The organism is Nocardia sp. JW2 (assembly GCF_051843015.1).
GTDB classification, from domain to species: domain Bacteria; phylum Actinomycetota; class Actinomycetes; order Mycobacteriales; family Mycobacteriaceae; genus Nocardia; species Nocardia coubleae.
In genome coordinates this window covers 114,115-140,725 of sequence record NZ_JBPXLK010000011.1, presented here as the reverse complement: position 1 = coordinate 140,725, position 26,611 = coordinate 114,115, and the positions used below count along the sequence as shown (strand labels likewise).

Below are 26,611 nucleotides of genomic sequence, written 5' to 3'. Positions count from 1 at the left end.
TCGGAAAGCAGAAGGGCTGAGCCGGTGGGTTTGCTGGATCGTTTCCGCGGGGTGCGGGGCCGGAGCAGGTCAGTCGCGCGTGAGAACGCCTCGGAGGTGCGCGCGCTCGCGCAGTGGGCGCGAACGCGGCACGGAGTCGAGGCGTTCGTCGAGCCCAAGACTACTGTGACCGATGTCACAGCGGTCCTGGTGGCGGCGGACGGCGAATGGACGCGCCGGATCGTCGGCGAGCACGGCGCGCGCCGCCTGGCCGACACCTTGCGCGTGCCGGTGTACGACGTGACCAAGACGGGTTATCCCCAGCGGATGCGCGACTTCGACGCCCGCCGCCGCATCGAGCAGCGGCGGGCCAGGGAAGCCGAGCTGGATGAGTGACTACTCCGCGCCGATCTGTTCGATCACCGCGATGAGCGTGCGCACCGGGACACCGGTGCCGCCCTTGCCGATATAGCCGAACGGTCCGCCGGTGTTGTAGGCCGGACCGGCTACGTCCAGGTGGGCCCACTGCACGCCCTCGGGCACGAATTCCTTGAGGAACAGCGCTGCCGCGAGCATGCCGCCCCACCGGTGCGGCGTGACATTGGCCAGGTCGGCGACCTTGGAGTTCAGGTCCGCGCGCAGTTCGTTCGGCAGCGGCATGGCCCAGCCGTTCTCGCCGACCGCGCGCGAGATCTCGGCGACGCGATCGCGGAACTCGTCGGTGCCCATCACGCCCGGGGTGCGGGTGCCGAGCGCGACCATCTGCGCGCCGGTGAGGGTGGCGACGTCGATGAGGTAGTCGGGTTCGTCCTCGATGGCACGCACGATGGCGTCGGCGAGGATGAGTCTGCCCTCGGCATCGGTGTTGATGACTTCGACCGTGGTGCCGCCGTATTGGGTGAGCACGTCGCCGGGGCGCTGCGCGGTGGCCGACGGCATGTTCTCGGCCATCGGCACGGTGGCGGTGACGGTGACCGGAAGACCGAGGCGCGCGGCGAGCAGCACGGTCGCGATGACCGCCGCCGCACCGGCCATGTCGGAGGTCATGTTCTCCATGTTCGCGGCGGGCTTGATCGAGATACCGCCGGTGTCGAAGGTGATGCCCTTGCCGACCAGCGCGACCTTCTTCGGCCCGCCGGCATAGGTGATGCGCACCAGCCGCGGCGGGCGGGAGGAACCCTGGCCGACGCCGATGATGCCGCCGTAACCGGCTGCCGCCAACGCGTTCTCGTCGAGCACCTCCACCTCGAGCCCGGCGGCTTCGGCGAGCACACGGGCCCGGTCGGCGAATTCGGCCGGGTACAGCGCACTCGGCGGGGTGTTCACGAAATCGCGTGCGGTGGCGACGGCTTCGGCGACCAGCTGGGCGCGCAGCAGTTCCAGCACCCCGAATTCCGGTTCCGGAACCAGCAGTTCGACGCGGACCACCGGCTGTTCGTCGGGCTTGGGCGCGCTCTTGGCCGACTTGAACGCGGAGAAGGTGTAGGCGCCCAGGTAGAAGCCCTCGGCGGCGGCGCCGAGGTCGATGCCGGACAGGGTGGTGGCGACGAGTTCGGTGCCCGAGAGCGCGCGGGCCGCGACGCCGGCGCTGCGGCGGACCTGCTCGGCGTCGACCTTCTCGGCCGCGCCGAGACCCACGGCGAGCACGCTGGTGACGTTGTCCAGCGCCGCGGGCGCGGGCACCCGGGTGAGTTCCTCGGGCTTGCCCTTGGCACCGACCGCGCCGAGTGCGTCGAGCAGCTCCGCGCGGACCTCGGGGGTGAGCACGTCGCCGAACAGGTCGGCCGGGGCGATGGCCGGTCCGTTCTCCGAGGAGGTCAAGCCGATCACCAGCACATCGGTATCCGCGGTGAGGGATTCGATGCGTGCCAGTTCCGGTCCGAGTGAACGATCTGCAACAGCGGTCATCGACCCAGATTATGTGGTCGGCGCTCGAGGGCGCACAGCTAGGTGAGCTCGGCCGCGAGCCGCGTCGCGTTCATGTACCCGATCGCCTCGATGGTCACCATCGGGTTCACACCGGGTGCGGTGGGGAAGCAGGAGCCGTCGGCGACGACGATGTTGCCGACGTCCCAGGTGGCGCCGTCCGGGTCGGTGGCGGACTGCTCGGCCGTGCCGCCCATCCGGGCCGAGCCCATGATGTGCAGCGCCCCCATCGAGCAGCGTCCCGGGCCGTACCCGGCCCGTTCGCAGGCGGCTTCGAACTGTGCGAGCGAGCCGTCGGCGCCCGGTGTGAAGGAGATGCTCGCCTGATGACCGGAGTAGATGCGTTGCGCGCCCGCGGCTTCGAGCATGGTCGCCGCACCGACGATGCCCGTGTGCAGGTGTCCGGCGTCGTAGTCGGAGAGCCGGTATCTCACCACCGGTTCGCCGCTGCGATCCACCGTCACGGTCCCCGAATCCCGGTCGCGAGTGATGACGCCGATGGAGGTGGTGCGGGCGAATTCGAGCATGGCGTCGCGATGCTGCCGTGCGCCGCGCCAGTTCATGAACCCGGTGGCCAGGCCCGGGTGCACCGGGCCGGTCTCGTAGATGACGCCGAAGCCGTTGCCGTCCAGGTCGGCGTGGTGCCTGCTGATCCGCGCCTGCAGCGCGCCCTCCCAGGGCCGGATCTCGTCCTCGAACACCCCGAACACGGCGGCGGCGGGATGTAGACGCAGGTGGCGGCCGATATTCGGGTTGCGCAGACCCGACCGGCGCAGCAGCGCGGGCGTCTGCACGGCGCCCGCGGCGACGACGACCGCGCGGGCGCGCACCGTGATCTCGACGCCGTCGGAGGTGCGAGCCGATACCGACTCCGCCCGACCGGCTTTCACCGTGATGGTGCGCACGTCGGCGTCGACGACCAGCCGGGCGCCGTGCTCGGCGGCGTCGCGCAACCAGGTCTTGGTCGCCGACTGCTTGGCGCCGAGGCGGCAGCCGTAGCCGCAGCGACCGCATTCGATCGCCGCGTCGCAGGCGTCGCCGACATTGCGCGGCAGGGTGTCGACGTCCCAGCCGAGCGCTCGCGCGCCGCGTTCGAGAATGCCGTCGCGGGCCGAGATCGGCGATTTGGCGCGGGTGACGCCGATCCGCTCACTCACCACATCGAGCGCTGTGCCGAACTCGTCACCGGCGAACTGGGGGACGCCGAGGTCGGCCCATTCCGCGCGCACGCGGTCGGGCACCGGCAGCGAGGTACTCCAGTTGACGACGGTTCCGCCGCCGAGGCAGCTCCCCGCGACCAGCGTGAGCTGGCCCTCCGCCGTGGTTGCGGGACCGGCCGCGTAGAGGGTGGTCAGCGCGGCGAGTTCGCCGTCGCCGAAGTCCTTGTCGTCGTAGTAGTTTCCGCGCTCGAGCACGACCACATCGAGCCCGGCCCGCGCGAGCACGGCGGCCGCGGTGCCACCACCGGCGCCGGATCCGACGACGACCACATCGCAGTCGAGCGTGGTCGGCCGGGTGAACCGCTGCGGCTTCAGCTCCGGTGTGGCGGCGTCGGGTGCGGGGCCGGTCGGTGCCGGGTAGCCGATCCGCTCCCACAGCGGATTCGTGCCGGTCGGGCCGGGGGTGACGTTGTACGCCAGCAGAGAGGCCTGTTTCAGGGCTTGGAAGACCGCGCGGAGCGGGGCGAGCCGGGAATCCGCGAGCCGCAGCAGAGCCGCCTCGCGCTGCGCCTGCGACAGGGTGGAGAACCGCCGGAAACCGGTACCGGTGAGCGCGCCGAACGCGCGGGTGTCCCACAGGTCGAGCAGGGTGGCGAACTGCTTGCGGTCGGCCTCGCGCGGGTTACGGCCGAGGATCGTGAGAATGGTTTCCACCGCGCCGAGGTCGGCGGCACTGGGTAGTCCGGTCTCGTCACCCGGTATGAACGTGTTGCAGATCGCGGCGAGCGTCGCGCGCTGTGCGGCCGTCGGTTCCATGAGGAAACCACCCCTTTTCCACTTCGGGTGATGTCTATCACGGACGGGGTGAACGCGCTGGGCGTCAACGGTTTCGGGCCGGACGGATGCCCGGCCCGAACCGTCAGCCAGCGACGAAGCGGACCGTCTTGGTGCTCGGGGTGTCGAGAGCGACCTCGGTGGAGGTGATCGGCTGTACGGCGGAGTCGCTGGTGTAGGCGGTGAGCTGGTAGCGGCCGGGCTGTAGGCCGCGGAAACTGGCCTGGCCGGAATTGCCGGTGAACAGGTGGCGGTGGATCGAATCGCCACAGGCGTCGACGCCGATCAGTACCACCTTGCCGCCCGCGATCGGCGCGCGCGTGTCCGCCGCGACAAGCACGGCGTCGATCTGGCCGACCGCCGCGCGGGTGTACCGGTCGTCGTACAGCGTTTCACCGCCCTGCTCGCAGCTGGTCGTGGTCTGGCCGATGGTGTCGTCGGGACCGCCCGGATGGGCGAGGGCACCGCCCGCCGTTCCCGTGAGAAGAGCTGTCGCGATCACTGCGATCGCCGAACACTGTGAAACCCCGAACCGTGGCATTGCGCCGTATTCCTCCTCGAATGTGGGTAACACTGGGGTTGGTGTTGCGTGAACTCTCGGGGCGAGACTGTACTGAGCGGAATTCCGGGGATGAATCCGGCGTTCTACTCCCACGGTTGTGCGCTACACGTGCGACCACGAGCTCTCATCGAGGAGGATCTGTGAGCGAGACCCGCAAGGCGATTCTGGCCGGTGGCTGCTTCTGGGGTATGCAGGACCTGATCCGCCGTCAACCGGGCGTTCTGTCGACTCGCGTCGGTTACACCGGTGGCGAGAACGAGCACCCGACCTACCGCAACCACCCCGGTCACGCGGAGGCCGTCGAGATCGTCTACGACCCCGAGCGGACCGATTACCGCGCGTTGCTCGAATTCCTCTTCCAGATCCACGACCCGACCACCAAGGACCGGCAGGGCAACGACATCGGCTCGAGCTACCGATCGGCGATCTTCTATCTCGACGACGAGCAGCGGCGCATCGCGCTGGACACCATCGCCGACGTGGACGCCTCCGGACTGTGGCCGGGCAAGGTGGTCACCGAGGTCACCCCGGCGGGGGAATTCTGGGAGGCCGAGCCCGAGCATCAGGACTATCTGGAGCGGTATCCCGACGGCTACACCTGCCATTTCCCGCGTCCGGGATGGAAATTGCCCAAACGCGAGAATGTGAGCTGATAGCGACGCCGACATATGCCATGATCGGCGATGTCGGCGTGAGCGCGATGACGCCGGATCGGTATGACTCATGACGGCGGCCGCGGTCGCCGCAGACGATGAGGAGATGCGGTTCGGATGACGTATGGACAGCAGCAACCCGGATATCCTCCGGCGAGACCGGATCTCAGCGTAGGCGCCGCTCTCGGGTACGCCTGGGAGAAATACAAGAACAACGTCGTCGTCTGGATCGGTATCGTCCTGATCTTCGCCGTGATCCAGGTGGCGCTCAACTTCATCTTCGGGCTCGGTAATTCCGCCGACACCGATTACAGCGGCAACTTCAGCATCGGATTCGGTGTCTGGCAGTTCATCGGCAGTGTGGTGAGCACCGTCGTCGGCTATCTGATCTCCGCGGCGATGGTGCGTGGCGCACTGGACGAAACCGACGGGCGCAAACCGGGATTCGGTGAATTCTTCAAGTTCACCAATGTCGGCGCGGTCATCGTGGCCTCGCTGCTCGTCGGTATCGCCACCGGTATCGGCTTCGTGCTCTGCATCCTGCCCGGCATCGTGATCGCCTTCTTCACCTGGTTCACGCTCTACTTCGTGCTCGACCGGAACCAGGACGCGATCACCGCGATCAAGTCGAGTTTTTCCGCGATCTCCGCCAATGCGGGGCCGCTGCTGTTGCTGGCACTCGCGCTGTTCGGCATCAATATCGTCGGCGCGTTGCTGTGTGGCCTCGGTCTGTTGGTGTCGATTCCGCTGTCGGTGCTGGCGACGGCCTACGCCTACCGGGTGATCACCGGTGGGCCGGTTGTCGGGGGCCAGAGCGTCGCCGACCCGGGTTACCCGCCGCACGGCGGTCCCGCAGGTGGATTCGGTGAGCAGCCGGGATACCGCGCTCCGGGCGCGGCTGGTTACGGCGAGCCCGGCTTCGGTGGACAGCAGCCCGGTGGGCCCGGCTATGGCCAGCCCGGTTTCGGTGGACAGCAGCCCGGTGGGCCCGGATACGGTGGTCAGCAACCTGGCGGGCCCGGTTATGGCGGCCCAGGTTCCGGTGGGCAACAGCCCGGATACGGCGGGCCGGGTTCCCCTGATCAGGGTTACGGCGGCCCGGGGACGGGTGGCGGCGGCTACGGCGGCCCAGGCTCGGGGCCGGATCTCGGCAAGCCCGACGACGAGGGCTGGGGTAGGCCCGAGAACCGCTGATCTACGCCGAGGGGCGTGCGATGATCCGTCATCGCACGCCCCTCGTGCTATCTACTCGCAGCCGTATCCGTCGCCGTCGCGATCGAGGCCGTAGTCGTCGGGACCGATGACCTTCACCTTGCCGGTGTAGACGGGTCCGTTGCCGCTGCCACCCTCGCAGTCGACGTCGCTGACGATGGGTAGGCAGGGGGAGTACGAGCCGTGGCAGCCCGAGGACTGCTGGGCGCTGGCCACGGCCGGGGTAGCGATCGCGAAGGCGAAGGCCGCGACGGCGGCGGACCCGAGGGTGACGGCGAATTTCATGTGGTGCTCCGTTCAGTTGTACAGCGGCGCACAGTGTTTCACGCGTGGGCGATTTGCCGGAAATTTCCCTGTCGGTACCTGCCGGTAGTATCGGGACGTCGTCGATCGGGGGAGGGACAATGCGGGGGAAGTGGCGGGCGTGGTCGTGGTGGATGCGTGGCCTCGTCGTCGGGCTCGCGCTGGTGGCGGTGGTATCGGTGCCGGTCGCGGGCATACTCACCGCGCTGCTGGTGTACAACGTCGGTGAGCAATCCGAGCAGGCGCGCAGCCGGGGTAAGGACGCGTTCTGGCTCGGCCACGCCTGGGTCGACGGGCGTCGCACCGATGCCGATATCGACGGGCTCGCGAAGTTGCTGGCGGGCACCGGCATTCGTGATCTGTACGTCCACACGGGTCCGCTGGAGCACGACGGGTCGTTGCGCGACGACCTGGCACCCAGAGCGCGCTGGTTCGTCGACGCGGTGCACACGAAGTTGCCCGGTATCCGGGTGCAGTCGTGGCTCGGCGACATCGTGCAGCCCGAATTCGACGGTCTCGACGTGGAATCGGCGGCGTCGCGGGAGCGGGTGGTCACCTCGGCGCGGCGAGTGCTCGACTACGGGTTCGACGGCGTGCACTACGACCTGGAACCCATCCGATCGGGGTCGCCGGGATACCTGACCCTGCTCGAGCAGACCCGCGTGACGACCGCGGCCGCCGGGGTGACCTTGTCGGTGTCGGCGCCGGTGATCGATCCGCTGCCCGGATTGCACTCGGTGGGGATCGCGGTGGCCGACCACGGGAAGTGGTGGAGCCAGGCGTATTTCGCGGAGGTGGCGCGGCGGGTCGACCAGGTGGCGGTGATGTCCTACGACACCGCGATGCCGACGCGCGCGCTCTACAGCGGCTACGTCGCGCAGCAGACGGAGCTGGCGCTGGAGGTGACGCCGGCGGAGGTCGATCTGCTGATGGGCGCACCGGCGTTCTGGGCCGACGATCCCGGCCATCACGGGGCGGCGGAGACCGTGGCGGCGGCGGTGCGTGGGATCCGATTAGGGCAGACGCGCACCGATGTGGGTCGCGCGAACTTCGGGGTGGCGTTGTATGTGGATTTCGCTGCCACGCCCCAGGATTGGGCCGATTACCGGCAGGGATGGTGCGTCACTGCGTAGCCGAAGGGGCCGGTAGTTCGGCGAGCCAGCGGTGGCCGGGGTGGACTCGGGTCAGCCAGTTGTGCAGCCGGTTCGATCGTTCCGGGGTGAGCAGTGGCAGTACGTGGTGGAAATCCGCGGAATCCTTGGCGCGATCGGCCTTCGCCTTGAACAGCAGGACCGCCTCGGGGATCAGATAGGGGATACCGGTGGGGGTGGTGCGGATCAGGTCGCGGTAGGGGAGCGTGATGGTGGGGTCGCGTCGGCAGATCCAGGTGTCGCCGTCGTGCGGTTCGCGGAACACGTCCAGGTGGTAGGCGCCGGTGAACGGATCACGTAACCAGGTCTGGTGCAGGTCGACGTTCTCGGCGGCGGCCGCGAACGACCACAGCGTGCCGTCACCGACGACATCCCACTCGTACTCGGGAAAAGCCGCCGCGATCGTCGGGAAAGCCGCTCGCGGAACAGCGATTTCGATGTCGGCGTGGGCCCGGGAGATGGTCCCGGCGAACAGATCGAGCGCCCACCCGCCTGCCACCGCCCACGGCGTCGTGCAGTCGGCGAGACGGGCGGCGACCACGCTCGGAGTCCAGGGGTCCCAGCGGCGGTCTGCTTCGAACGCGGTGATCGGACGTCCACCGTCCGGAAAGCTCATGATCCATCATGTGCACAGCCCGGCGCGGTGGCGCAAGGTTGTTGTGGGCGATGGTGATCGAGGTGAGACGGGTTCGTGAGAAACCCGGCTCAGCGGCGCCGGTCGGTGAGCCAGGCCAGCGGGCGACGGTGATGCGGGCGGGCCCGGTTCTCCCAGCGCGGGTTCTCCTCGTCGCGGCGGTACACCGTCACCCGGCCCGCCACCGAGAACCGCAGGGTGCTCGCCGTGCCGACCACCTCACCGTCGGCGGCCACCGCGATCGGGGACTTCGAGGTGATGGTGAGTTCGTGGGTCTGGCGTTCGCCGTACACCCGGCTGTGCCCGATCGCGGCCAGCATCAACGCGATCACCGCGCGGGTCCGGGAGAACCGCACGTCGGCGCGCAGCCAGCGCACATCGAGCAGCCCCTCGTCGAGGCGGGACCGGAACGCGGGCACCGCGCCGTGCGGGTGATAGGGGCCGTTGCCGATGAACAGGAACCACATGTCGTGCCAGCGGTCGTCGATGCGGATGTGGATCGGTTCGGCCCGGCGCAGGGTGACGACGAGGGCCGCGGCGAACGCGGGCCACTTGCCCCACCGGTCCTCCCACTTCTCCCGCAACCGGACCAGCTCCGGGTAGGCGCCGACACTGGCGGTGTTGATGAGGTGATGGGTGTGCGGTCCCTCTGGGGTGTCGAATTCGACTGCGGCGATGTCGACTTCGACGGCCTCACCCGCGCCGGTGGCGTCGGCCACCTCGCGCAGGTCGTAGACGCCGAGGTCGCGCGCGAAGTGGTTGAGGGTGCCCGCGGGGACGACGACCAGCGGCAGGTCGTTGCGGATCGCGACGGCGGCGGCCGCGGCGATGGTGCCGTCGCCACCGGCGGCGCCGACCGCGAGCACCGACGGGTCGATCGCCTCCTGCAGTACCTCGGCGGCGTCGCGACCGGGCACGGTGTGCAGCAGTTTCGCGGCGGGCAGGGCCTCGGCGATATCCGGGGTCGGGTCGTAGGTGGAGTCACCGGAGCGCGGATTGATCAGCAGCGCAAGGCCTTTGCCGTCGGCCAGGATCGGCGCGTCCTGCACGGCGTGTGCCTCGGCCTCGTCGGATTCGCGGATCGGCCACCAGCGACGGGTGGTGAGCGCGACGGCGGTGCCGACGCTCGCGCCGACCAGCACGTCGGAGGGCCAGTGCGCGCCGGTGTGGATGCGCGAGTAGGCGACGGCGGCGGCGACGGGAGCCACGGCGAGCGCGGTGCGCGGGCTCTCCAGCGCGACGGCCGTGGCGAACGCGGCGGCGTTGGCGCTGTGCCCGGACGGGAACGACGACGACACCGGCGCGTCGACGAGTCTGCGCCCGTGCGGCATCAGCTCGGCCGGTGGCCTGCGCCGGGGGATCAGCGTCTTGAGTACGAGATTCACCGCGATGCTCGTGCCCGCCAGGGCGATCACACCGCGCAGCGCGGCCCGGCGCGGCGGACCGGGTTTGGCCGCCAGCACCGCCGCCGTGGCCAGCCACAGCCCGCCCGTGTTCGCCGAGCGGGTCAGTCGCAGCATGCCGCGATCGATGGCGGTTTCGGGAATGCGGGACACAGCCCGGCTCATGGTCTCGTCCATCCGGGCGACATGACCGAACCGGGCGCGGGGCAGATCACTCACACCGAGAACACTACCGCCGTTGCCCGTCTTCATCTTTCGCTCGCGACCGTCGCGACCCGCGCACCCCTCGAAGCCGGGTCACGACGGTTCCCGATCAGGGGACCGGGATCGGGGACGGGTTGCAGTCGGCGGTCGGGCTCTCGCCGGACAGCGACTGCAGGATGCAGCCCACATTGATCTGGCTGCTGCCGGTCTCGGCGTGCGCGACCGGCTGGGTCAGCAGCACCGACGCGCCGGCGAGCATCAGGACGGAGATGGGTCTACGGAGATTCATGGCGTGATCCTCGCATGCTCCGGCGTGCCGAGATGCCTGGTGAGAGCCCCCAAATGCAGGGGCACGCCGCGATGTCGGGACCGCCGGATAAGCTCGCTGCCATGACCGACAACGTCCTGCTCGAAGGCCCCATCCATGCCGTTCATGTCGAACTGGGGGCAACCTTCGCCCCGTTCGGTGGCTGGGAGATGCCGGTGCAGTACGCGGGAACCGTCGGCGAGCACACCGCGGTGCGGACGACGGTCGGCCTGTTCGATGTGAGTCACCTGGGCAAGGCGACGGTGGCGGGGCCCGGCGCCGCGCAGTTCGTGAACTCGGCGCTGACCAACGATCTCGGCCGCATCCGCCCGGGCAAGGCGCAGTACACGCTGTGCTGCGCGCAGGACGGCGGCGTGATCGACGACCTGATCGCCTATTACGTCGGCGACGACGAGGTGTTCCTCGTCCCGAACGCCGCGAACACGGCCGCGGTCGTCGCCGAACTGCGCAAGACCGCACCCGAGGGCATCACCGTCACCGACGAACACCGTGAGTACGCGGTGTTCGCGGTGCAGGGACCCAAGTCCACGGAGGTGCTCGCCGCGCTCGGCCTGCCCACCGATATGGAGTACATGGCCTACGCCGACGCCGAATGGGACGGTCGGCCCGTGCGCGTGTGCCGCACCGGCTACACCGGCGAACACGGCTACGAGCTGCTGCCGAAATGGGGCGACGCCGAACCGGTGTTCCGCGCTCTGGTCGAACAGGTCCGCGCCGCGGGCGGTCAGCCCGCCGGACTCGGCGCCCGCGACACCCTGCGCACCGAGATGGGCTACCCGCTGCACGGCCATGAACTCTCCCTCGACATCACCCCGAACCAGGCCCGCACCGGGTGGGCCGTCGGCTGGCAGAAGCCGCAGTTCTGGGGCAAGGACGCGCTGACGAAGGAGAAGGCCGACGGACCGCGCCGCACTCTGCTCGGTCTCAAAGCGCTCGACCGAGGTGTGCTGCGTCAGGGCCAGACCGTTCTGCGCGACGGCGAACCGGTCGGCGAGACCACCTCGGGCACGTTCTCGCCCTCGCTGAAGGTCGGCATCGCACTTGCCCTGCTCGACACCGACGCGAAACTCGCGCCCGGCGACGAGGTGGAGGTCGACGTGCGTGGGCGCAGGCTGCGCTGCGAGGTGGTCAAGCCGCCGTTCGTCGACACCAAGACCAAGTAACAGTTACCGCCCGATAGGATCGCATCATGACAGTCGCTGCACAGTTCACCCGTATTCCGCACCCCGCGCCCATCTCGGCGCAGCAGCGGGAACAGGTACTGGCGGCGCCCGGTTTCGGGCGGTACTTCACCGATCACATGGTGTCGATCGACTACACCGACGGTCAGTGGGGCAACGCGCGGGTCGAGCCGTACGGTCCGTTGTCGATGGACCCGGCCACCATGGTCTTCCACTACGGACAGGCGATTTTCGAGGGCCTCAAGGCCTACCGTCAGCCCGACGGCAGCATCGCCACCTTCCGCATCGACGCCAACGCGGCGCGGTTCCGTCGGTCGGCGGCCCGCATGGCGATGGCGGAGCTGCCCGAGGAGCTGTTCATCGAGTCGGTGCGCCAGCTGCTCGAGGTGGACGCCGACTGGGTGCCCGCCGCCGGTGGTGAGGACTCGCTGTACCTGCGTCCGTTCATGTTCTCGACCGAGGCCGGTCTCGGCGTGAAGCCGGCCGCCGCCTACAAGTACCTGCTGCTCGCCTCGCCCGCGGGCGCGTACTTCCCGCGCGGTGTGAAGCCGGTGCGGGTGTGGTTGTCCACCGAATACGTGCGCGCCGCACCCGGCGGTACCGGTGAGGCGAAGGTGGCGGGCAACTACGCCGCCTCCCTGCTCGCCCAGGCCCAAGCCACCGAGAAGGGTTGCGACCAGGTGGTGTGGCTGGACGCCTGCGAGCGTCGCTACGTCGAGGAGATGGGCACCAACAACCTGTTCTTCGTGTTCGGCACCGGGTCGCAGGCGCGGCTGGTGACCCCGGAGCTGTCGGGTTCGCTGCTGCCCGGCATCACCCGCGACTCGCTGCTCACCCTGGCCGCCGACTCCGGCTACCCGGTGGAGGAGCGCAAGGTCTCGGTGGAGGAATGGCGCAAGGGCGCCGAATCCGGTGAGATCAGTGAGGTTTTCGCCTGCGGAACCGCCGCCGTGATCACCCCCGTCGGCTGGGTGCGTTCCCACGACGGTGAATTCGCGATCGGCGGCGGCGAGCCCGGCGAGGTGACGATGGCGCTGCGCGACACGCTCACCGGTATCCAGCGCGGCACGTTCGCCGACACCCACGGGTGGCTGCGCAAGCTGTAGTCGGCGAAAAAAGAGCGGGCCCTCGAGTGTGGGCCCGCTCTTTCGTTTGTCAGCCCGGCATCAGGGCTTGCCACTGCTGCAGGGACTGGGGACGCAGCACGTAGTTGTTGTCGCGGACCGAGGACAGCTCGGCGCTCGGCGCCTCGGAGTACCAGTGGCCCGGGTACACGACGGGATTGCCGTTCAGCCCGGCCAGGTGACGCAGGCTGCGGAACATCTCGTCGGAGTCGCCGCCGGGGAAGTCGGTGCGGCCGCAGCCGTCGACGAACAGGGTGTCGCCGGAGATGAGGCGGCCGTCGAACAGGAAGCACTGGCTGCCGGGGGTGTGGCCGGGGGTGTGGAGCAGTTCGATGTCGAAGGCGCCGACCGAGACGGTGTCGCCGTTGTCGTGGCCGGTGAGCTCGCTCGGGGCGATGCCGGTGGTCTTGGCGACCCAGTCCAGTTCGTGCTTGTTCACGTGCACGGGCACGCTGGTCTTCTCGAGTAATTCGCGCACACCGCCGAGGGTGAAGCCGAGCATGGTTCCGCCGACATGGTCGGGATGGTGGTGGGTGGCCAGCACGCCGCTCACGCGCATGCCGTCGGCGGCGGCCACCTCGACGAGGTCGGCGGCCTGGTAGGCGGGGTCGACGAGAAGGGTCTCGCCGGTCTCCCGATCGCCGATGAGATACGCGAAATTGCGCATCTGTGTCGCGATCGGATCGCCGACGGCGTAATCCCGGCCCGACAGCAGCTGACGGAAGTAGAGGCGCTCGGAAGACATGTCTTCCACTGTATTGCCACCGGTGTGCTGGCGATGCACCCGAGTACCGATGACCGGGCGGTCTGTGGGAGCGCACAACCGGTGAGCACCCCATTTGTGAACAGTGCTGGTTTCACATAGCGCTTGGATGGGGAGTCAGAGAGTCGACGAGAAGCCAAGAGCCGCAAGGGAACTCGTGATCTCGACGGTGGCGCCGAGGACGTCGCCCGAGAGGCCACCGAAGCGGCGCACGCAGTGACGGACGATCAGCACCGATCCGGCCAGGGCCGCGACAACGACGACGGGGCCGAGCCAGAAGTTGCCGGGGACGACGAACACCGAGCAGCCGAGCGCGAGGACCGACCAGAAGATCACCGAGGCGACCGGCTGGGTGCCTGCGACCAGGGTGCCGAAACCCGACTCCGGTGCGGCCGGAACACCACGTCGGCAGGCGATCACGACCGCGACCCGGCCGAGTACGACAGCGAGCACGATCGCGGCCCACCGCCTCTCGTCCACGAGCGCGGCGAAGGCGAACGCCTGAATCCCGATCGCGAAGATCAACGCCGCCACCCCGAACGGCCCCGCCGACCCCGACTTCATGATCTGCCGAGCCCGCTCGGGCGGCCCATAACTACCGAGCCCGTCGGCGGTGTCGGCGAGCCCGTCGAGGTGCATACCGCGCGTGCACAGGGCGAGCAGTCCGACGGCGAGCAGCCCGGCGAGCGCACTGGTGAGCCCGGCCCGCTCGAACATCCACAGCGCGCCGGCCACCCCACCGCCCAGCAATAGCCCGACCAGTGGTGCGAGTGTGATCGCCCGCCCGGAGATCTGCCGGTCCACCTGCGCCGGGCCGCCGACGGGGACAACGGTGAGCCAGGAAATCGCCAAGCGCACCGCGTTCACGACATCCACCTTCTGCCCAGCGGCGGTGTGGCTCCGTCGGCATCGCGTGGCTGCCCGAATTGGCGCAGTCGGCAGCGCTCGTGCAGTCGGCGGTGACTCGGCTCGAACAGGCTGGGGTGCAGCCTAATTCGTGTCGTCACTTGACCAGGTCGACGGTGGCTTCGTCGGCGGTGCTCACGCCCGCGTCGGCGAAGGTCGACATCTCCGAGAGGGTGGCGACGGCGGCGCGGAGGAGGGGGAGGGCGGTGAGGGCGCCGGAACCTTCGCCGAGGCGCATGTTCAGGTCCAGAAGTGGTTGCAGGCGGAGGTGTTTCAGGGCCAGGTCGTGGGCGGGCTCGGTGGAGCGGTGGGCGGGGAGCCACCATGCTTTCGCGCCCGCGGCGAGGTCCTCGGCGACCAGGGCGGCGGCGGTGACGACGACACCGTCGAGCAGGACGGGGGTGCGGCGGGTGGCGGCCTGGGCGAGGAAACCGACCATGGCGGCGAAATCGGCGCCCGCCGCCACGCGCAGCAGTTCGACGGGATCGGCGGCGACCGGGCGGGCCCGGCGCATGCCGTCGCGGATGGCGGCGACCTTGCGGATCCAGCCCGCGTCGTCGATACCGGTGCCGCGTCCGACGGCGGCGACCGGTTCGGTGTTGGTGAGGGTGGCGACGAGGACGGTGGCGGGGGTGGTGTTGCCGATACCCATGTCCCCGGCGACGAGCAGATCGGCGCCCGCGTCGACCTCCTCGTCGGCGATCGCGCGGCCGGCCGCGAGCGCGGCGGCCACCTCTTCCTGAGTGAGCGCGTCCTCACGGTCGATGGAGCCCGAGCTGCGGCGCACTTTGTGCTGGGAGACCGTCGGGTCGGTGTCGCCGTCGACGGAGATGTCGGCGACGCGCACGGTCGCGCCCGCGACGGCGGCCAGCGCGTTCACCGCCGCCCCACCGGCCAGGAAGTTCGCGACCATTTGCGCGGTGACCTCGCTCGGATACGCGGAGACGCCGTGCTCGGCGACACCGTGGTCCCCGGCGAACACCACCACACGGGCACGTTCGAACTGCTTCGGCGGACACACACCTTGGCAGGCGGCGATCCAGTTGCCGAGTTCCTCGAGCCGTCCCAGCGATCCGGCCGGTTTCGTCAGCTGCGTCTGGCGCTGCTCGGCCGCGGCACGCACCTGCGCGTCGGGGGCCGCGACCGGGCCGAATCCGTGTGTCACTGGCAAGCCTTTCGACAAAGTGGTTCTTCGCTGCTCATCTTGCCCGGACCACGGTGTGCCGGGCGACCCCGGCTCATTTCAACCGGACCGGCAGCCCGGCCACGATCAGGAACGCCTCGTCGCACACCTGGGCCAGCCGTTGATTCAGGGTGCCGATCTCGTCCCGGAACAGCCGACCCGACCGCGTCGCCGGAATGACGCCCATCCCCACCTCGGGCGACACGATCACCAGCCGCTGCCGATAGGCCGCGACGGCCGCGACGAGTTCGTCGCAGTCCGGGCTGACGGTGCCACGCGGTGCTTCCCAGGCGGCGCGGGCGTCGAGGCGGGCGGTGAGCCAGGTGCCGATGTCGTCGAGCAGGGTCGCGGGTGCTTCGGTGGTGAGAACCGTTGCGGGCTCGGTGTTCTCGACGGTCGACCAGTGCGCCGGGCGCCGGTCGCGATGGACGGCGACGCGCTCGGCGAAGTCGTTGTCGGTGGGGTCGAGGACGGCGGTGGCCAGATAGCGCACCTCGGTCGCCTCGGCCAGCAGTCCCTCGGCGAACGCGGACTTGCCCGACCGGGCGCCGCCTAGAACGAGGGTGCGTGAGGCAGTGGCCGACATGGCAGCACGGTAGCAATCGGCGCCGCTCGCCGGGAACCTCAGGCTTCGCCGAGTGCCTGCAGGATCATCGGCCGGGCGTTGGCCAGCGACTGCTGCCAGTACGGCCAGGTGTGGGTGCCCGCGGTGATGTCGACGCGGGCGGGGATGCCGAGGGCGGTGGTTCGTTCCCGGAAGATGCTGGCCGCGATCACGGCCAGCGATTCGATGCCCATCGCGTTGACGGTGTTGCCCACCGCGGAGCTCGCGTCGAGGGGACCGGGTACGCCGTTGCCCGAGGTGATGTAGAGCGGCAGGCCGCGCAGCAGTTCGGCTTGGACGGTCGCGTCGTTGCGCCGCCAGGCGGGATCACCGACCGGGCCCCACATGTCGTCGAGATTGAAACGTCCCTCGTCGAGCATGGCGGCGCGCATCGTCAGATCCCAGCCAGGGAAGGTCGGGTTGAGGAAACCGGAGAACGCGCCCGCGAACCGGAACTGGTCACGGTGGTGCGCGGCCAGCGCCAGCGCGGCGTTGCCACCCATCGAGGCGCCGACCACCGCGTTGTTCGTGCGTGAGACACCGTATCCGGCAAGGAAGTCCGGTAGTTCGCGGGTGAGGAACGTTTCCCATCGGTAGGTCGTGGCCTGGCCGTTGGTGCTGCTCGGGCGGTACCAGTCGGTGTAGAAGCTCGAATGCCCGCCGACGGGGAACACCAGAGTGACGTTGTCACCGGCGAATCGGTTCAGCACATCGGTATCGGTCGTCCACTGACTGTGGTCGGCCGGTGCACGCAAACCGTCGAGCAGATACAGCGCGGCCGAACCGCCCCGCGCCGCCCACCGTACCTGCACCTTGATCGGCCCCATGCTCGACGGAACGAACAGTTCCTCGAAACCACCTGCGGGCGTGCGCAACACGGGCGCGGCAGGCACGGCCGCGGCCGTTACCGAACCGGCCGACGACACCACCACAGCCGCAGTCACGGCCGCCAGAACCGTCCTCAACCGCGCGAAACTTCCCCACCCGCTACGAACCACCGTTCCAGCTGACCAGGTTCTCCATCGCAGGTCAAGTAACTCCACCTTCTCGATGAACCGACGTGTTCACAAATTATGAACCGTCACAGGCGAATCGGTGGCGAACGAGCGAATGCATGGCTTGCCATGTATTATCGGGGCAGACGACGGAAGGTGGGCTCGCGATGGACCGCGGTGACTCGCTCGGATACGTGATCAACCACCTCGCGCGCCTCATGGAACAGGCGCTGCGCGACCGCATCGCCCGCCACGGCGTGGTGCCGGGCCAATTCGCGCAACTGCTCGCGCTGTACGAGCAGGAGGGGGTCTCGCAGCAGGAGCTCTGCGAGAAGGTTCGTATCGACCAGTCGACGATGGCGCACACGCTCAAACGGATGGAGCGCGACGGCCTCGTCGAACGCACACCCGACCCGGCGGACGGCCGGCGGACACTGATCCACCTCACCGACCGGTCCCGCCGGCTCCGCCCCGCATTGGAAGCGGCGGCCCGAGAGGTGAACGCCCTTGCGACAACGGGATTCTCCGACGCCCAGCGGGAAGAACTGCTGCGCCTGGCCGCCCAGGCGATCGGCAACCTCGAAGCCGATCGCGGCACCTGACGACCGAACAGAGGCATCCCATGCTCACTCGAATCCACCCCATCGCGGGCGTGATCGGCCTGCTCACCATTCTCACGTTCTGGGTGTCCACGGTGCTCAGCGAGCTCAGCGGCTCGAAAGACGCCGTCGTCGCGGTGAAGCAGACCATCCCCTGGGCGCTGCCGGTGCTGGTCCTCGCGCTCGCCGCGACCGGCGGCACCGGGTTGCGGCTGGCGGGAGGATCGACGCTGCCCGTCGTCGTCGCGAAGCAGCGGCGGATGCCGATCATCGCGGCCAACGGGCTGTGCGTATTGATCCCGTCGGCGATCGTGCTCGCGGTTCTCGCTCGGCACGACCGGTTCGGGCCGCTGTTCTACGGAGTGCAGGCGCTCGAACTCGTCGCGGGCGCCGTCAATATCGTCCTCATGTCGCTGAACGCGCGCGACGGTCTGCGCCTCACCGGGCGGTTCCGAAACCCGGAAAAGGTGTAGTCGTTCAGTTTCCGGAGCCGAAGCGCCTGCGGTACTCGGTGGGGGCGAGGCCGACCTGGCGCTGGAAATGGTGGCGCAGCAGGGCACCGGATCCGAAACCGCACTGGTCGGCGACGCGTTCCAGTGGCAGCTCGGTGGCTTCGAGCAGGTGTTTGGCGAACAGCACGCGCTGCGTGGTGAGCCATTTGACCGGGGTGGTTCCGGTTTCGGCGGCGAAGCGGCGGGCGAAGGTTCGGGTGGACATGCTGGCGCGGGCGGCGAGTTCGTCGACGGTGTGCGGATGCGCCAGGTTCTCGCTGAGCCAGGCGAGGATGTCGGACAGGCCCGCCGCGTGGCATTCGGGGATGGGCTGCTCGATGAACTGGCGCTGACCACCGTCGCGCTGGGGTGGCACCACCATGCGGCGGGCGATGCCGTTGGCGGCGGCCGTGCCGATCTCTCGGCGGACCAGGTGCAGGCAGGCGTCGATGCCCGCCGCGGTGCCCGCACTGGTGATGAGGTTGCCTTCGTCCACGAACAGCACGTCGGGGTCGACGGTGGCCTCGGGGTACTTGGCGGCGAGGGTGTCGACGTAGCGCCAATGGGTTGTGCATTTGCGCCCGTCCAGCAGGCCCGCCTCGCCTGCCAGGAACGCCCCGGAACAGACGGTGAGCACGGTGGCGCCCGCGTCGGAGGCCGCGCGCACCGCCTCGACGACGCCGGGCTGGTAGGCGTGTTCGGTGGTGAAGGGGAACGCCGGAATCGCGACGAGATCGGCGTGCAGGAGCTCGTCGAGACCGTATTCGGGTGTCACGGTGACGCCGGGAGTCGTCGAGCGCAGCGGCTTACCCGGCTCCGCCCCGCACACCCGGAACTCGAAACCGGGCAAACCGTCGGCGGTGCGGTCGAGCCCGAAAACCTCGCAGACGACACCGAACTCGAACATCGCGAGCTTCTCGTTGAGCACGACCGCAACCCTGGACAGCATCACCCCATCGTACTGGCCGGATTTTTACGCACAATGACAGAACAGCCACTTTCGGCCGAAAACTAACGGGCGCAAAATTACTGCCATGCTTACTTTTCTGATCGTCCTCGCCGCCATCACCGCACTCGCCGTCCTCGCCGGACGTGGCACCGCGGGCGCCACCGGGGTCATCGACCGCGACGCCCAGCGCATCGATGCCGAACTCCGCGCGATCGCCGGCTACTCGACCGAGATCCGTCCGGGCCACTTCTGAAACAACGAATGCCGTCCCATCCGGGTGGATGGAACGGCATTCGCGCAGATGGGGAAGCTATACCGCGTCGCCGGGGCCGACCCGGGGCTTCGGAGCACGCATCTTGCGGATCTGGGACGCGCGGACGAAGGCGTACCAGCCCAGCTTGAAACCGGTATCGGTGGTCTCGGGGAACCGCTCGATCACCCGGTTGTTCACGATCTTGCCGAGCACGAAACCCTCGATGATCATGAACAGCATCATCACCAGCATGGCCAGGGTGACGATGCTCTGCAGCTGCGGCGCCACGAACATCGACAGGATGAGCACCAGCGCCATCGGCATGAACAAACCGACCAGGTTGCGTCGCGCGTCGACCAGATCGCGCACATACGCGCGGACCGGGCCCTGATCGCGGGGCAGCAGGTACTTGTCCTCGCCCGCCAGCATCCTGGCGCGCCGCTCCTGCACAGCGGCGCGACGATCCGCGGCCGCCGCCTTGCGGTCGGCGCGGTTGCCCTTGGCCGCCTTGCGGCGGGCCCGCGCCTCCTTGGCCGTCATCGGGGCGGGCGCCACCGGGCCGCGTCGTTTGCCTTCGGCGTCACGCCTTTTCGGGGTCGGACGACCCTTACCGGGCGTGGTCGATGCGGGTGCGGCGGCGGTCTTCTCGACGTCGGGCACCGAGGGGTCGACGGACTCGTCGATGGTGCTGGACTCGTCGCGACGGAACAATTTCACGTTCACCAGGCTATTCGATCGGGTCGAGCAGGGGGAAACTCGGTCTCCCCGGCGGTGCCGGTGGTCTCACCGCCGAACCGATGCGAGCTGGATCACACCCGATAGGCGAGTAGTGTGGGCACGAGCACCCGGGGCGGGTCCACACGCGCCGGCATGGGTGGCAAAATGGAATAACGCAGCCGGTGCGATGTGTTGATTTCAGTCGTGCGCTGTGCACCTGAGGTCCGTTGACGGGCTGAGCCGAACTAGGAGTGTCCATGACTGTGCAGAACGAGACCGCCACCGAAACCCACGGTGCGACGCTGACCGACGCTGCCGCCGCCAAGGCGAAGGCGCTGCTCGACCAGGAAGGTCGCGACGACCTCGCCCTGCGGATCGCCGTGCAGCCGGGTGGCTGTGCCGGCCTGCGGTACCAGCTGTTCTTCGACGACCGCGTCCTCGACGGTGACATCGTCGTGGAGTTCTCCGGTGTGAAGCTGGCGGTCGACCGCATGAGCGCTCCCTACATCCAGGGCGCCTCGATCGACTTCGTCGACACCATCGAGAAGCAGGGCTTCACCATCGACAACCCGAACGCCACCGGTTCCTGCGCCTGCGGCGATTCGTTCAACTGAGGTCGGCTGCCGCGGGTTTGCGGGCTCCGTGAACCCGCGCTCACATGCGGCGCGACGACGTGGCGAGGTGACCAAGAGGTGAACTACCGGCGGTCACGCTTGCTACGGTTGAGGTCCGGGATCGGGTGATCCCGGGCTTCTTTGTTTCCGTCTAGCGCCGAAGGGGCTTCGCCTCGTGTCTGTAGCCGTGTCCGCGTCCATCGCCACCGACCACCTCATGCGTTTCCCCGGCAAATTCGCCGATGCGCTGCTCGCCGATCAGCTCGACCATGTGTCGCTCAGTTTCCTCGTCGACGATCTGCAGATCCGCCGCGGCGGCGTCGCGGGCAATATCGCCTACGCGATGGGGCTGCTGAAGCAGCGTCCGCTGCTCGTCGGTGCGGTCGGCGCCGACTTCGCCGAGTACCGGAAGTGGTTGGAGGACAACGGGGTCGACTGCTCGGCCGTGCATGTGTCGACCAAGTCCCACACCGCCCGTTTCGTGTGCACCACCGACGAGACGATGGCCCAGATCGCGTCGTTCTACCCCGGTGCCATGAGCGAGGCGCGCGAGATCGACATCGCCGCGATCGCCGCCGAGCACGCGGTGGATCTGGTGCTGGTCGGCGCCAACGACCCCGAGGCGATGATCGCCCACACCCGCCAGGCCAAGGCGCAGGGCATTCCGTACGCGGCCGACCCCTCACAGCAGCTGGCCCGCCTCGACGGCGAGCAGGCCGCCGAACTCGTCGACGGCGCCGCCTACCTGTTCACCAACAAGTACGAGTGGGCGCTGCTGCAGTCCAAGACGGGCTCGAGCGAAGCCGAGATCACCGCGAAGGTCGGCATCCGGGTCACCACCCTCGGCGCCGAGGGCGTGCTCGTGGTCGACACCGACGGCACCGAGGTCCGCGTCGGCGTGGTTCCCGAGCTGAGCAAGGTCGACCCGACCGGCGTGGGCGACGGTTTCCGGGCGGGCTTCCTCACCGCCCACCGCGCGGGCCTGAGCCTGGAGCGCGCCGCCCAACTCGGCTCCCTCATCGCCGTCCTCATCCTGGAGACCACCGGCACCCAGGAATGGACCCTCAACACCGAGGACGCCCTGGAACGCCTCACCAAGGCCTACGGCCCCGAAGCCGCCGACGACCTGGCCGTCCTCCTCTAGCCGTACACTCGATCACCACGCTCTGGTGGCGGCATCGCCCCAGAAACTTCCGCCACCAGAGCGTGGTGATCTTGAAAAGACGAACGCCCCCGAGATTTCCCGGGGGCGTTCGTGTTGTCAGAGGGAGACGGGGTAGGTCGGTTCCTGGATCTCCGGCTTGATGCGGTCTTCGACGAAGATGCCGTGCCAGACCATGAAGACCAGCAGGGTCCACAGGCGGCGGCTGTGGTCGGAGACGCCCGCCTTGTGGTCACGCAGCATCTGCAGGACGGCCTGCTTGTTCAGCAGGTGATCGGTCTGGGACTCGGCGATCTGGGACTCGGCCCAGTCGTAGAGTTCGGTGCCGCGCAGCCAGTGGCGCAGGGGAACCGGGAAGCCGAGCTTGGCGCGGTTGAGGACGTGGTCGGGGACGATGCCGTCCAGGGCCTGACGCAGCGCGTACTTCGAGGTTTCCTTGGTGATCTTCTGGTCGTAGGGCAGACCCTGGGCGACCCGCATCACCTCGTTGTCCAGGAACGGCACGCGCAGTTCCAGGGAGTTGGCCATGGTCATCTTGTCGGCCTTGACCAGGATGTCGCCGCGCAGCCAGGTGAAGAGATCCAGATGCTGCATGCGGGCGACCGGGTCCCAGCCCTGGGACTGGGCGTAGATCGGGGCGGTGACGTCCTGATGGGTCCATTCGGGGCGGAACTCGCGCAGCACCGAACGCAGTTGGGCGTCGTTGAAGCTGCGGGCATTGCCGTAGTAGCGGTCCTCGAGGGTGAGCGAACCGCGCTGCAGCAGCGACTTGCCGCGCTTGCCGTCGGGGATGCGGTCGCCGAGCTTGCCGACGAGCTTGCGTACTCCGGCGGGCAGGTATTCGAAAGGCTTGAGCGACAACGGTTCCCGGTAGATGGTGTAGCCGCCGAACAGCTCGTCGGCGCCCTCACCGGACAGCACGACCTTGACGTGCTTACGGGCTTCCTTGGCCACGAAGTACAGCGGAACGAGCGCCGGGTCGGCGACCGGGTCGTCGAGGTACCAGACGATCTCGGGGATGGCGGCGGCGAACTCGGCGGGGGAGACCACCTTCACGATGTGGCGGGCGCCGATCAGCTCGGCGCTCTCGGCGGCCACGTCGACCTCGGAATAGCCCTCGCGTTCGAACCCGGTGGTGAAGGTGATGAGCTTCGGGTTGTGGCGCATGGCCAGCGCGGCGATGGCGGTGGAGTCGATGCCGCCGGACAGGAACGAACCGACCGTGACATCGGCGCGCATGTGCTTGGCGACCGAGTCCTCGAGCGCGGCGGCGATCTCCGCGTAGCGGCCCTGTGCGGCGCCCTCGGCGAACGGGCGCACCCGGAAGTCGGGGCGGAAGTAGCGGGTGGCCGACGGCTGCGCGCCCACCCGGACCGTGGCGTAGGTGCCGGATTCGAGGCGGCGGATGTTCTTGTGCAGCGACTCGGGCTCCGGCACGTACTGCAGCACCGTGTAGTGCTCGAGGGCGCGCGGGTCGAGCTCGTCGGAGAGGCCGAGCGGGCTCAGCAGTTCGAGCACGCTCTTCTTCTCGCTGGCGAACGCGGTGCCGCCGGGGCCGGTGGCGTAGAACAGCGGCTTGATGCCGAAGGGGTCGCGGGCCAGGAACAGCTCCTGCTTCTCGGTGTCCCAGATCGCGAACGCGAACATGCCGCGCAGCTTGCGCACGGCCTCGGGGCCCCAGAAGTGGAAGGCGGCGACGATCGACTCGCCGTCGCCGTCGGTGGCGAAGATCTTGCCCTCGGGGAATTCGGCGCCGTGCTCGGCGGCCAGCTGCTCGCGCAGTTCGAGGTAGTTGTAGATCTCGCCGTTGAAGGTCATCGCGTAGCGCTGCGGGTTGTCCGCGGGGCCCCAGCGCAGCGGCTGGTGCGAGTGCTCGATATCGATGATGGAGAGGCGGTTGAAGCCGAAGATCATGTGATCGTCGTGCCAGGTGCCCTTCTCGTCCGGGCCGCGGTGGCGCTGGCAGTGCAGGGCGTCGTAGACCTGATCGACCACCTCGGTCGTCGCCGCATCAGCTGTCAGGAATCCGAGCAGTCCGCACACGTGTCGGCAACCTTCTCTCGTTCGATGTGCGCATGAGCGACCCTGGCGGGCTCGGCGCGTGGACGTCCGGCGCGACGGGGTCGACCGGGGTTGCACTGAACTCTACCGACTCCACCCGCCCGGTACCCAGGCGAGCGGGCATGTGCGCGGCGAAACCCGGTGCGGCGGTTCGCGCGTCCGCGCGAATCACCGGGTCGCGCGGACAGAACCGCAGGTCGTGCGGTCGCGTCCGATCAAGGCGGAGTGTCGAATCCGACCCCGCGACAAGACAGCACCCGCTTTGGTCTACGCTGCGTAGTACTCAGGTCCTTCTCAGGTGAACCGGCGTCACAGCCGCGATACTCGGGACGGACCGAAACGTGCTGGAAAACGTGTCGGACGGGCGGATCGCGGCCCCGAAGACGCAAAGTGTCGGAATGTGTAGCGACCAGGAAGGCGTGAGCGTGGCGCACAAGGCGAGCGAAGAGATCGGGGCTCGACCCGTTCGGGGTCGGCAGGGCCGTATCCTTCGGCGGGCCGGGCTGGCGGTGTCCTTGGGGATGACTGCTCTCCTGGTCTCGGGCTGCTCGATCGACAATGTTTGGCTGCGGTTCGGCTGGCCCTCGGGCATCACGCCGCAGGCGACCCGGATGCGGGAGCTGTGGACCTGGTCGGTCCTGGCCGCGCTCGCCATGGGCGTGCTGGTGTGGGGTCTGACCTTCTGGACCGTCATCATGCACCGCAAGCGCAAGGACTCCCCGGAGTTCCCGCGCCAGACGGGCTACAACGTGTCGCTGGAGCTGACCTACACCGCGATCCCGTTCGTGATCATCGCGGTGCTGTTCTACTTCACCGTCGTCGTGCAGAACTACGTGCACGAGAAGACCGACAACCCGGACGTCACCGTCGACGTGACCGCCTTCCAGTGGAACTGGAAGTTCGGCTACCGCGATGTGGCCAACGTGGGCGGCCTCACCTGGAACGGCATCGACACCGAGCGGGAGCAGGCCAACGAGGAGCAGCTGCGCGGTTACGAGGAGCGCGAGGACGAGCACGGCCTCAAGCAGCCGGGCCCCGTGCACGGCAAGCCGGCCAACGACATCCTCTCGTACCTGCACTACGACAAGGTCGAGACCGTCGGTTCCAGCACCGAGATCCCGATCCTGGTGCTGCCCACCGGCAAGCGCATCGAGTTCCAGCTCGCCGCCGCCGACGTGATCCACGCCTTCTGGGTGCCGGAGTTCATGTTCAAGCGCGACGTGATGCCGAACCCGAAGGAAAACCAGTCCGACAACGTCTTCCAGATCTCCGAGATCGAGAAGGAAGGCGCGTTCGTCGGGCGCTGCGCCGAGATGTGCGGCACCTACCACTCGATGATGAACTTCGAGGTCCGCGCGGTCTCGCCGGAGAAGTTCGCCCAGTACCTGCAGGCGCGCATCGACGGCAAGACCAACGGTCAGGCCCTCGAGGCGATCGGCGAGTCCCCGGTGGCCACCTCCACGTACCCCTTCAACACCAAGCGCGATATCAAGAGCGCTTCGGTGAACGAGAGCAAGTGAGGATTCTGATATGAGGATCGAAGCACGGATCTTCGAACTGCTCACGGCGTTCTTCATCCTGGTGGGCATCGTCTACGGCTTCTTCACCGCGCAGTCGCGCACCGGCATCGAGTGGGCCGGTACCACCGCGATCGTGCTGACCGCCGGCCTGTCGCTGATCATCGGCACCTACTTCCGGTTCGTCGCCCGCCGCATCGACCTGCGGCCCGAGGACTTCGAAGATGCCGAGATCGTCGACGGTGCAGGCGACCTGGGCTTCTTCTCGCCCGGCAGCTTCTGGCCCATCACCCTGGCCGCCGCCGGTTCGGTGACGGCGCTCGGCCTGGCGTTCTTCCAGTTCTGGTTGATCGGCCTCGGCGTGGTGATGGTTCTCGCTGCTGCCGCCGGCCTGGTCTTCGAGTACTACCTGGGCGTCGAGAAGCACTGACGCGCTACGCACAATCGCCGCAATCCTGAACAGGATTGCGGCGATTGTCGTTTCGGGACCTTCCGGGATCAGGAGCGGCGCGTCGCGGCTCTGGCCGCGCCCGCGCTGCCGATCACGAGCAGCAGGATCGCCAGCGCCCACCGTCGTTGCTCCTCGACGACCGGGCGCGCGTCGACGACCTCGGGTTCCCGTTCATGCGAGGCCGGGATCCGCACCGGTGGCCTCGGCGGGACCGTCGAAGGAACCGCGGGCGGGCTGGTCGGTGTGCTGGGTCGGGGTTGTTCGGTGCGAGCCGGTGGTGTGGGGAGTGCGGGAGCCTGCTGGGGTGGAGCGGGCGCCGGCGGCTCGGGCACGACCGGTGGTTGCGGGGGTATCGGGGCGGGAGCGACCGGCGGCGGGTCCGGGTTGGGCAGCGCCGGGGCCGGGATGTCGAACGGAGCGGGAGCCGGTGGGGGTATGTCGAACGGGGCGGGAGCCGGTGGGGGGACGGCGGGCGGGACGGGTGCCGCTGGCGGTGGGACGTCGGGCGGGGGCACAGGAACGGGGGCCAAGGGCATTCCGGGCTCGGGGTGAGGTGGCTCGGGTGGCACCGGGATTCCAGGCAGGTCGCCATGGCCCGGTGGGTCGAGTGGCGCGAGCAGGGGCGGCTCCGGCGCGGGGCCGGGCGGGTTCGGCTCGGGGACAGCGGGGTGAGGCGTTGTGCTCGGCGTCTC

Annotated in this window: 29 protein-coding genes; 13 read left to right on the top strand and 16 right to left on the bottom strand. The window is 68.7% G+C overall.

Annotation, left to right across the window (positions count from 1 at the left end):
* Nucleotides 1–24 precede the first annotated feature (24 nt).
* Entirely contained in the window at nucleotides 25–375 is a 351-nt protein-coding gene (locus tag ACSVDM_RS17705) for an oxidoreductase (protein WP_439266266.1), read from the top strand.
* Here ACSVDM_RS17705 and ACSVDM_RS17700 read toward each other — a convergent pair whose 3' ends face one another.
* The 3 genes from ACSVDM_RS17700 to ACSVDM_RS17690 form a co-directional block, all read right to left on the bottom strand.
* The gene (locus ACSVDM_RS17700) at nucleotides 376–1,887 is read right to left on the bottom strand and encodes a leucyl aminopeptidase (RefSeq protein WP_439266264.1); all 1,512 of its coding nucleotides are present in this window, start codon (nucleotides 1,885–1,887) and stop codon (nucleotides 376–378) included. It abuts the gene before it with no gap.
* 38 nt (nucleotides 1,888–1,925) lie between these two features.
* Nucleotides 1,926–3,881, bottom strand: coding sequence for a GMC family oxidoreductase N-terminal domain-containing protein (locus tag ACSVDM_RS17695; RefSeq protein WP_439266262.1), 1,956 nt, complete (start codon nucleotides 3,879–3,881; stop codon nucleotides 1,926–1,928).
* 103 nt (nucleotides 3,882–3,984) lie between these two features.
* The gene (locus tag ACSVDM_RS17690; RefSeq protein ID WP_439266260.1) at nucleotides 3,985–4,401 is read right to left on the bottom strand and encodes a hypothetical protein; all 417 of its coding nucleotides are present in this window, start codon (nucleotides 4,399–4,401) and stop codon (nucleotides 3,985–3,987) included.
* Between the two features lie 200 nt (nucleotides 4,402–4,601).
* On the opposite strand from ACSVDM_RS17690, the gene msrA reads away from it, so the two are divergent.
* A complete protein-coding gene (gene msrA, locus ACSVDM_RS17685) occupies nucleotides 4,602–5,114 on the top strand; it encodes a peptide-methionine (S)-S-oxide reductase MsrA (protein WP_067496036.1) in 513 nt (170 codons plus the stop codon).
* A gap of 117 nt (nucleotides 5,115–5,231) precedes the next feature.
* Nucleotides 5,232–6,308, top strand: a complete 1,077-nt coding sequence (locus ACSVDM_RS17680) for a hypothetical protein (RefSeq protein WP_439266258.1) — start codon at nucleotides 5,232–5,234, stop codon at nucleotides 6,306–6,308.
* 51 nt (nucleotides 6,309–6,359) lie between these two features.
* Here ACSVDM_RS17680 and ACSVDM_RS17675 read toward each other — a convergent pair whose 3' ends face one another.
* On the bottom strand, nucleotides 6,360–6,611 hold the full coding sequence (locus tag ACSVDM_RS17675) for a hypothetical protein (RefSeq protein ID WP_439266256.1): 252 nt from the start codon (nucleotides 6,609–6,611) through the stop codon (nucleotides 6,360–6,362).
* A 119-nt stretch (nucleotides 6,612–6,730) separates the two neighbouring features.
* Between ACSVDM_RS17675 and ACSVDM_RS17670 the strand changes: the two genes are divergently transcribed.
* Entirely contained in the window at nucleotides 6,731–7,762 is a 1,032-nt protein-coding gene (locus ACSVDM_RS17670; RefSeq protein WP_439266255.1) for a hypothetical protein, read from the top strand.
* Here the strand turns inward: ACSVDM_RS17670 and ACSVDM_RS17665 are convergent.
* The 3 genes from ACSVDM_RS17665 to ACSVDM_RS17655 form a co-directional block, all read right to left on the bottom strand.
* On the bottom strand, nucleotides 7,752–8,396 hold the full coding sequence (locus ACSVDM_RS17665; RefSeq protein WP_439266253.1) for a nucleotidyltransferase domain-containing protein: 645 nt from the start codon (nucleotides 8,394–8,396) through the stop codon (nucleotides 7,752–7,754). The two genes, ACSVDM_RS17670 and ACSVDM_RS17665, sit on opposite strands and share 11 nt — an antisense overlap.
* 89 nt (nucleotides 8,397–8,485) lie before the next feature.
* Nucleotides 8,486–10,036: a bifunctional phosphatase PAP2/diacylglycerol kinase family protein gene (locus ACSVDM_RS17660; protein WP_225282211.1), complete on the bottom strand. Its 1,551-nt coding sequence runs from the start codon at nucleotides 10,034–10,036 to the stop codon at nucleotides 8,486–8,488.
* A gap of 94 nt (nucleotides 10,037–10,130) precedes the next feature.
* A complete protein-coding gene (locus ACSVDM_RS17655; protein ID WP_133734234.1) occupies nucleotides 10,131–10,310 on the bottom strand; it encodes a hypothetical protein in 180 nt (59 codons plus the stop codon).
* 101 nt (nucleotides 10,311–10,411) lie between these two features.
* Between ACSVDM_RS17655 and gcvT the strand changes: the two genes are divergently transcribed.
* Nucleotides 10,412–11,512: a glycine cleavage system aminomethyltransferase GcvT gene (gcvT, locus tag ACSVDM_RS17650; protein WP_439266250.1), complete on the top strand. Its 1,101-nt coding sequence runs from the start codon at nucleotides 10,412–10,414 to the stop codon at nucleotides 11,510–11,512.
* Between the two features lie 26 nt (nucleotides 11,513–11,538).
* Complete coding sequence (locus ACSVDM_RS17645) at nucleotides 11,539–12,636, top strand: branched-chain amino acid aminotransferase (RefSeq protein WP_356986108.1); 1,098 nt, start codon at nucleotides 11,539–11,541, stop codon at nucleotides 12,634–12,636.
* Nucleotides 12,637–12,685: 49 nt separating this feature from the next.
* Here ACSVDM_RS17645 and ACSVDM_RS17640 read toward each other — a convergent pair whose 3' ends face one another.
* From ACSVDM_RS17640 to ACSVDM_RS17620, 5 genes are all read right to left on the bottom strand, one after another.
* A complete protein-coding gene (locus tag ACSVDM_RS17640) occupies nucleotides 12,686–13,399 on the bottom strand; it encodes an MBL fold metallo-hydrolase (RefSeq protein WP_067643314.1) in 714 nt (237 codons plus the stop codon).
* 135 nt (nucleotides 13,400–13,534) lie between these two features.
* The gene (locus ACSVDM_RS17635) at nucleotides 13,535–14,284 is read right to left on the bottom strand and encodes an adenosylcobinamide-GDP ribazoletransferase (protein WP_439266248.1); all 750 of its coding nucleotides are present in this window, start codon (nucleotides 14,282–14,284) and stop codon (nucleotides 13,535–13,537) included.
* 136 nt (nucleotides 14,285–14,420) lie between these two features.
* Entirely contained in the window at nucleotides 14,421–15,488 is a 1,068-nt protein-coding gene (gene cobT / locus ACSVDM_RS17630; protein WP_439266246.1) for a nicotinate-nucleotide--dimethylbenzimidazole phosphoribosyltransferase, read from the bottom strand.
* Between the two features lie 73 nt (nucleotides 15,489–15,561).
* Nucleotides 15,562–16,092, bottom strand: coding sequence for a bifunctional adenosylcobinamide kinase/adenosylcobinamide-phosphate guanylyltransferase (locus ACSVDM_RS17625; protein WP_439266244.1), 531 nt, complete (start codon nucleotides 16,090–16,092; stop codon nucleotides 15,562–15,564).
* Between the two features lie 38 nt (nucleotides 16,093–16,130).
* On the bottom strand, nucleotides 16,131–17,054 hold the full coding sequence (locus ACSVDM_RS17620) for an alpha/beta hydrolase (RefSeq protein WP_439266242.1): 924 nt from the start codon (nucleotides 17,052–17,054) through the stop codon (nucleotides 16,131–16,133).
* 218 nt (nucleotides 17,055–17,272) lie between these two features.
* Between ACSVDM_RS17620 and ACSVDM_RS17615 the strand changes: the two genes are divergently transcribed.
* Together ACSVDM_RS17615 and ACSVDM_RS17610 are read left to right on the top strand one after the other, a co-directional pair.
* On the top strand, nucleotides 17,273–17,707 hold the full coding sequence (locus ACSVDM_RS17615; protein WP_439266241.1) for a MarR family winged helix-turn-helix transcriptional regulator: 435 nt from the start codon (nucleotides 17,273–17,275) through the stop codon (nucleotides 17,705–17,707).
* A gap of 20 nt (nucleotides 17,708–17,727) precedes the next feature.
* Entirely contained in the window at nucleotides 17,728–18,177 is a 450-nt protein-coding gene (locus ACSVDM_RS17610; RefSeq protein ID WP_439266239.1) for a hypothetical protein, read from the top strand.
* 4 nt (nucleotides 18,178–18,181) lie between these two features.
* Here the strand turns inward: ACSVDM_RS17610 and ACSVDM_RS17605 are convergent, their stop codons facing one another.
* Entirely contained in the window at nucleotides 18,182–19,144 is a 963-nt protein-coding gene (locus tag ACSVDM_RS17605; RefSeq protein ID WP_439266237.1) for a helix-turn-helix domain-containing protein, read from the bottom strand.
* Between the two features lie 85 nt (nucleotides 19,145–19,229).
* On the opposite strand from ACSVDM_RS17605, the gene ACSVDM_RS17600 reads away from it, so the two are divergent.
* Nucleotides 19,230–19,397: a hypothetical protein gene (locus tag ACSVDM_RS17600; RefSeq protein ID WP_157104682.1), complete on the top strand. Its 168-nt coding sequence runs from the start codon at nucleotides 19,230–19,232 to the stop codon at nucleotides 19,395–19,397.
* A 57-nt stretch (nucleotides 19,398–19,454) separates the two neighbouring features.
* Here the strand turns inward: ACSVDM_RS17600 and ACSVDM_RS17595 are convergent, their stop codons facing one another.
* The gene (locus ACSVDM_RS17595; protein WP_067643304.1) at nucleotides 19,455–20,114 is read right to left on the bottom strand and encodes a DUF3043 domain-containing protein; all 660 of its coding nucleotides are present in this window, start codon (nucleotides 20,112–20,114) and stop codon (nucleotides 19,455–19,457) included.
* 257 nt (nucleotides 20,115–20,371) lie between these two features.
* Between ACSVDM_RS17595 and erpA the strand changes: the two genes are divergently transcribed.
* Nucleotides 20,372–20,728 carry an iron-sulfur cluster insertion protein ErpA gene (gene erpA / locus ACSVDM_RS17590; RefSeq protein WP_067496006.1) on the top strand — a complete coding sequence of 119 codons (357 nt, stop codon included), beginning with the start codon at nucleotides 20,372–20,374 and terminating at the stop codon, nucleotides 20,726–20,728.
* 217 nt (nucleotides 20,729–20,945) lie between these two features.
* The gene (locus ACSVDM_RS17585; protein ID WP_210740862.1) at nucleotides 20,946–21,872 is read left to right on the top strand and encodes a carbohydrate kinase family protein; all 927 of its coding nucleotides are present in this window, start codon (nucleotides 20,946–20,948) and stop codon (nucleotides 21,870–21,872) included.
* Nucleotides 21,873–21,989: 117 nt separating this feature from the next.
* Here ACSVDM_RS17585 and asnB read toward each other — a convergent pair whose 3' ends face one another.
* Nucleotides 21,990–23,933: an asparagine synthase (glutamine-hydrolyzing) gene (gene asnB, locus ACSVDM_RS17580; protein WP_439266234.1), complete on the bottom strand. Its 1,944-nt coding sequence runs from the start codon at nucleotides 23,931–23,933 to the stop codon at nucleotides 21,990–21,992.
* A 539-nt stretch (nucleotides 23,934–24,472) separates the two neighbouring features.
* Here asnB and ctaC point away from each other — a divergent pair.
* Nucleotides 24,473–25,471 (top strand): aa3-type cytochrome oxidase subunit II, encoded by a 999-nt coding sequence (gene ctaC, locus ACSVDM_RS17575; protein ID WP_439266233.1) that lies wholly within the window; start codon nucleotides 24,473–24,475, stop codon nucleotides 25,469–25,471.
* 10 nt (nucleotides 25,472–25,481) lie between these two features.
* The gene (locus tag ACSVDM_RS17570; RefSeq protein ID WP_067495990.1) at nucleotides 25,482–25,898 is read left to right on the top strand and encodes a cytochrome c oxidase subunit 4; all 417 of its coding nucleotides are present in this window, start codon (nucleotides 25,482–25,484) and stop codon (nucleotides 25,896–25,898) included.
* A gap of 68 nt (nucleotides 25,899–25,966) precedes the next feature.
* On the opposite strand, the gene ACSVDM_RS17565 is transcribed toward ACSVDM_RS17570, so the two are convergent.
* A complete protein-coding gene (locus ACSVDM_RS17565) occupies nucleotides 25,967–26,113 on the bottom strand; it encodes a hypothetical protein (RefSeq protein ID WP_439266231.1) in 147 nt (48 codons plus the stop codon).
* Nucleotides 26,114–26,611: the final 498 nt, after the last annotated feature.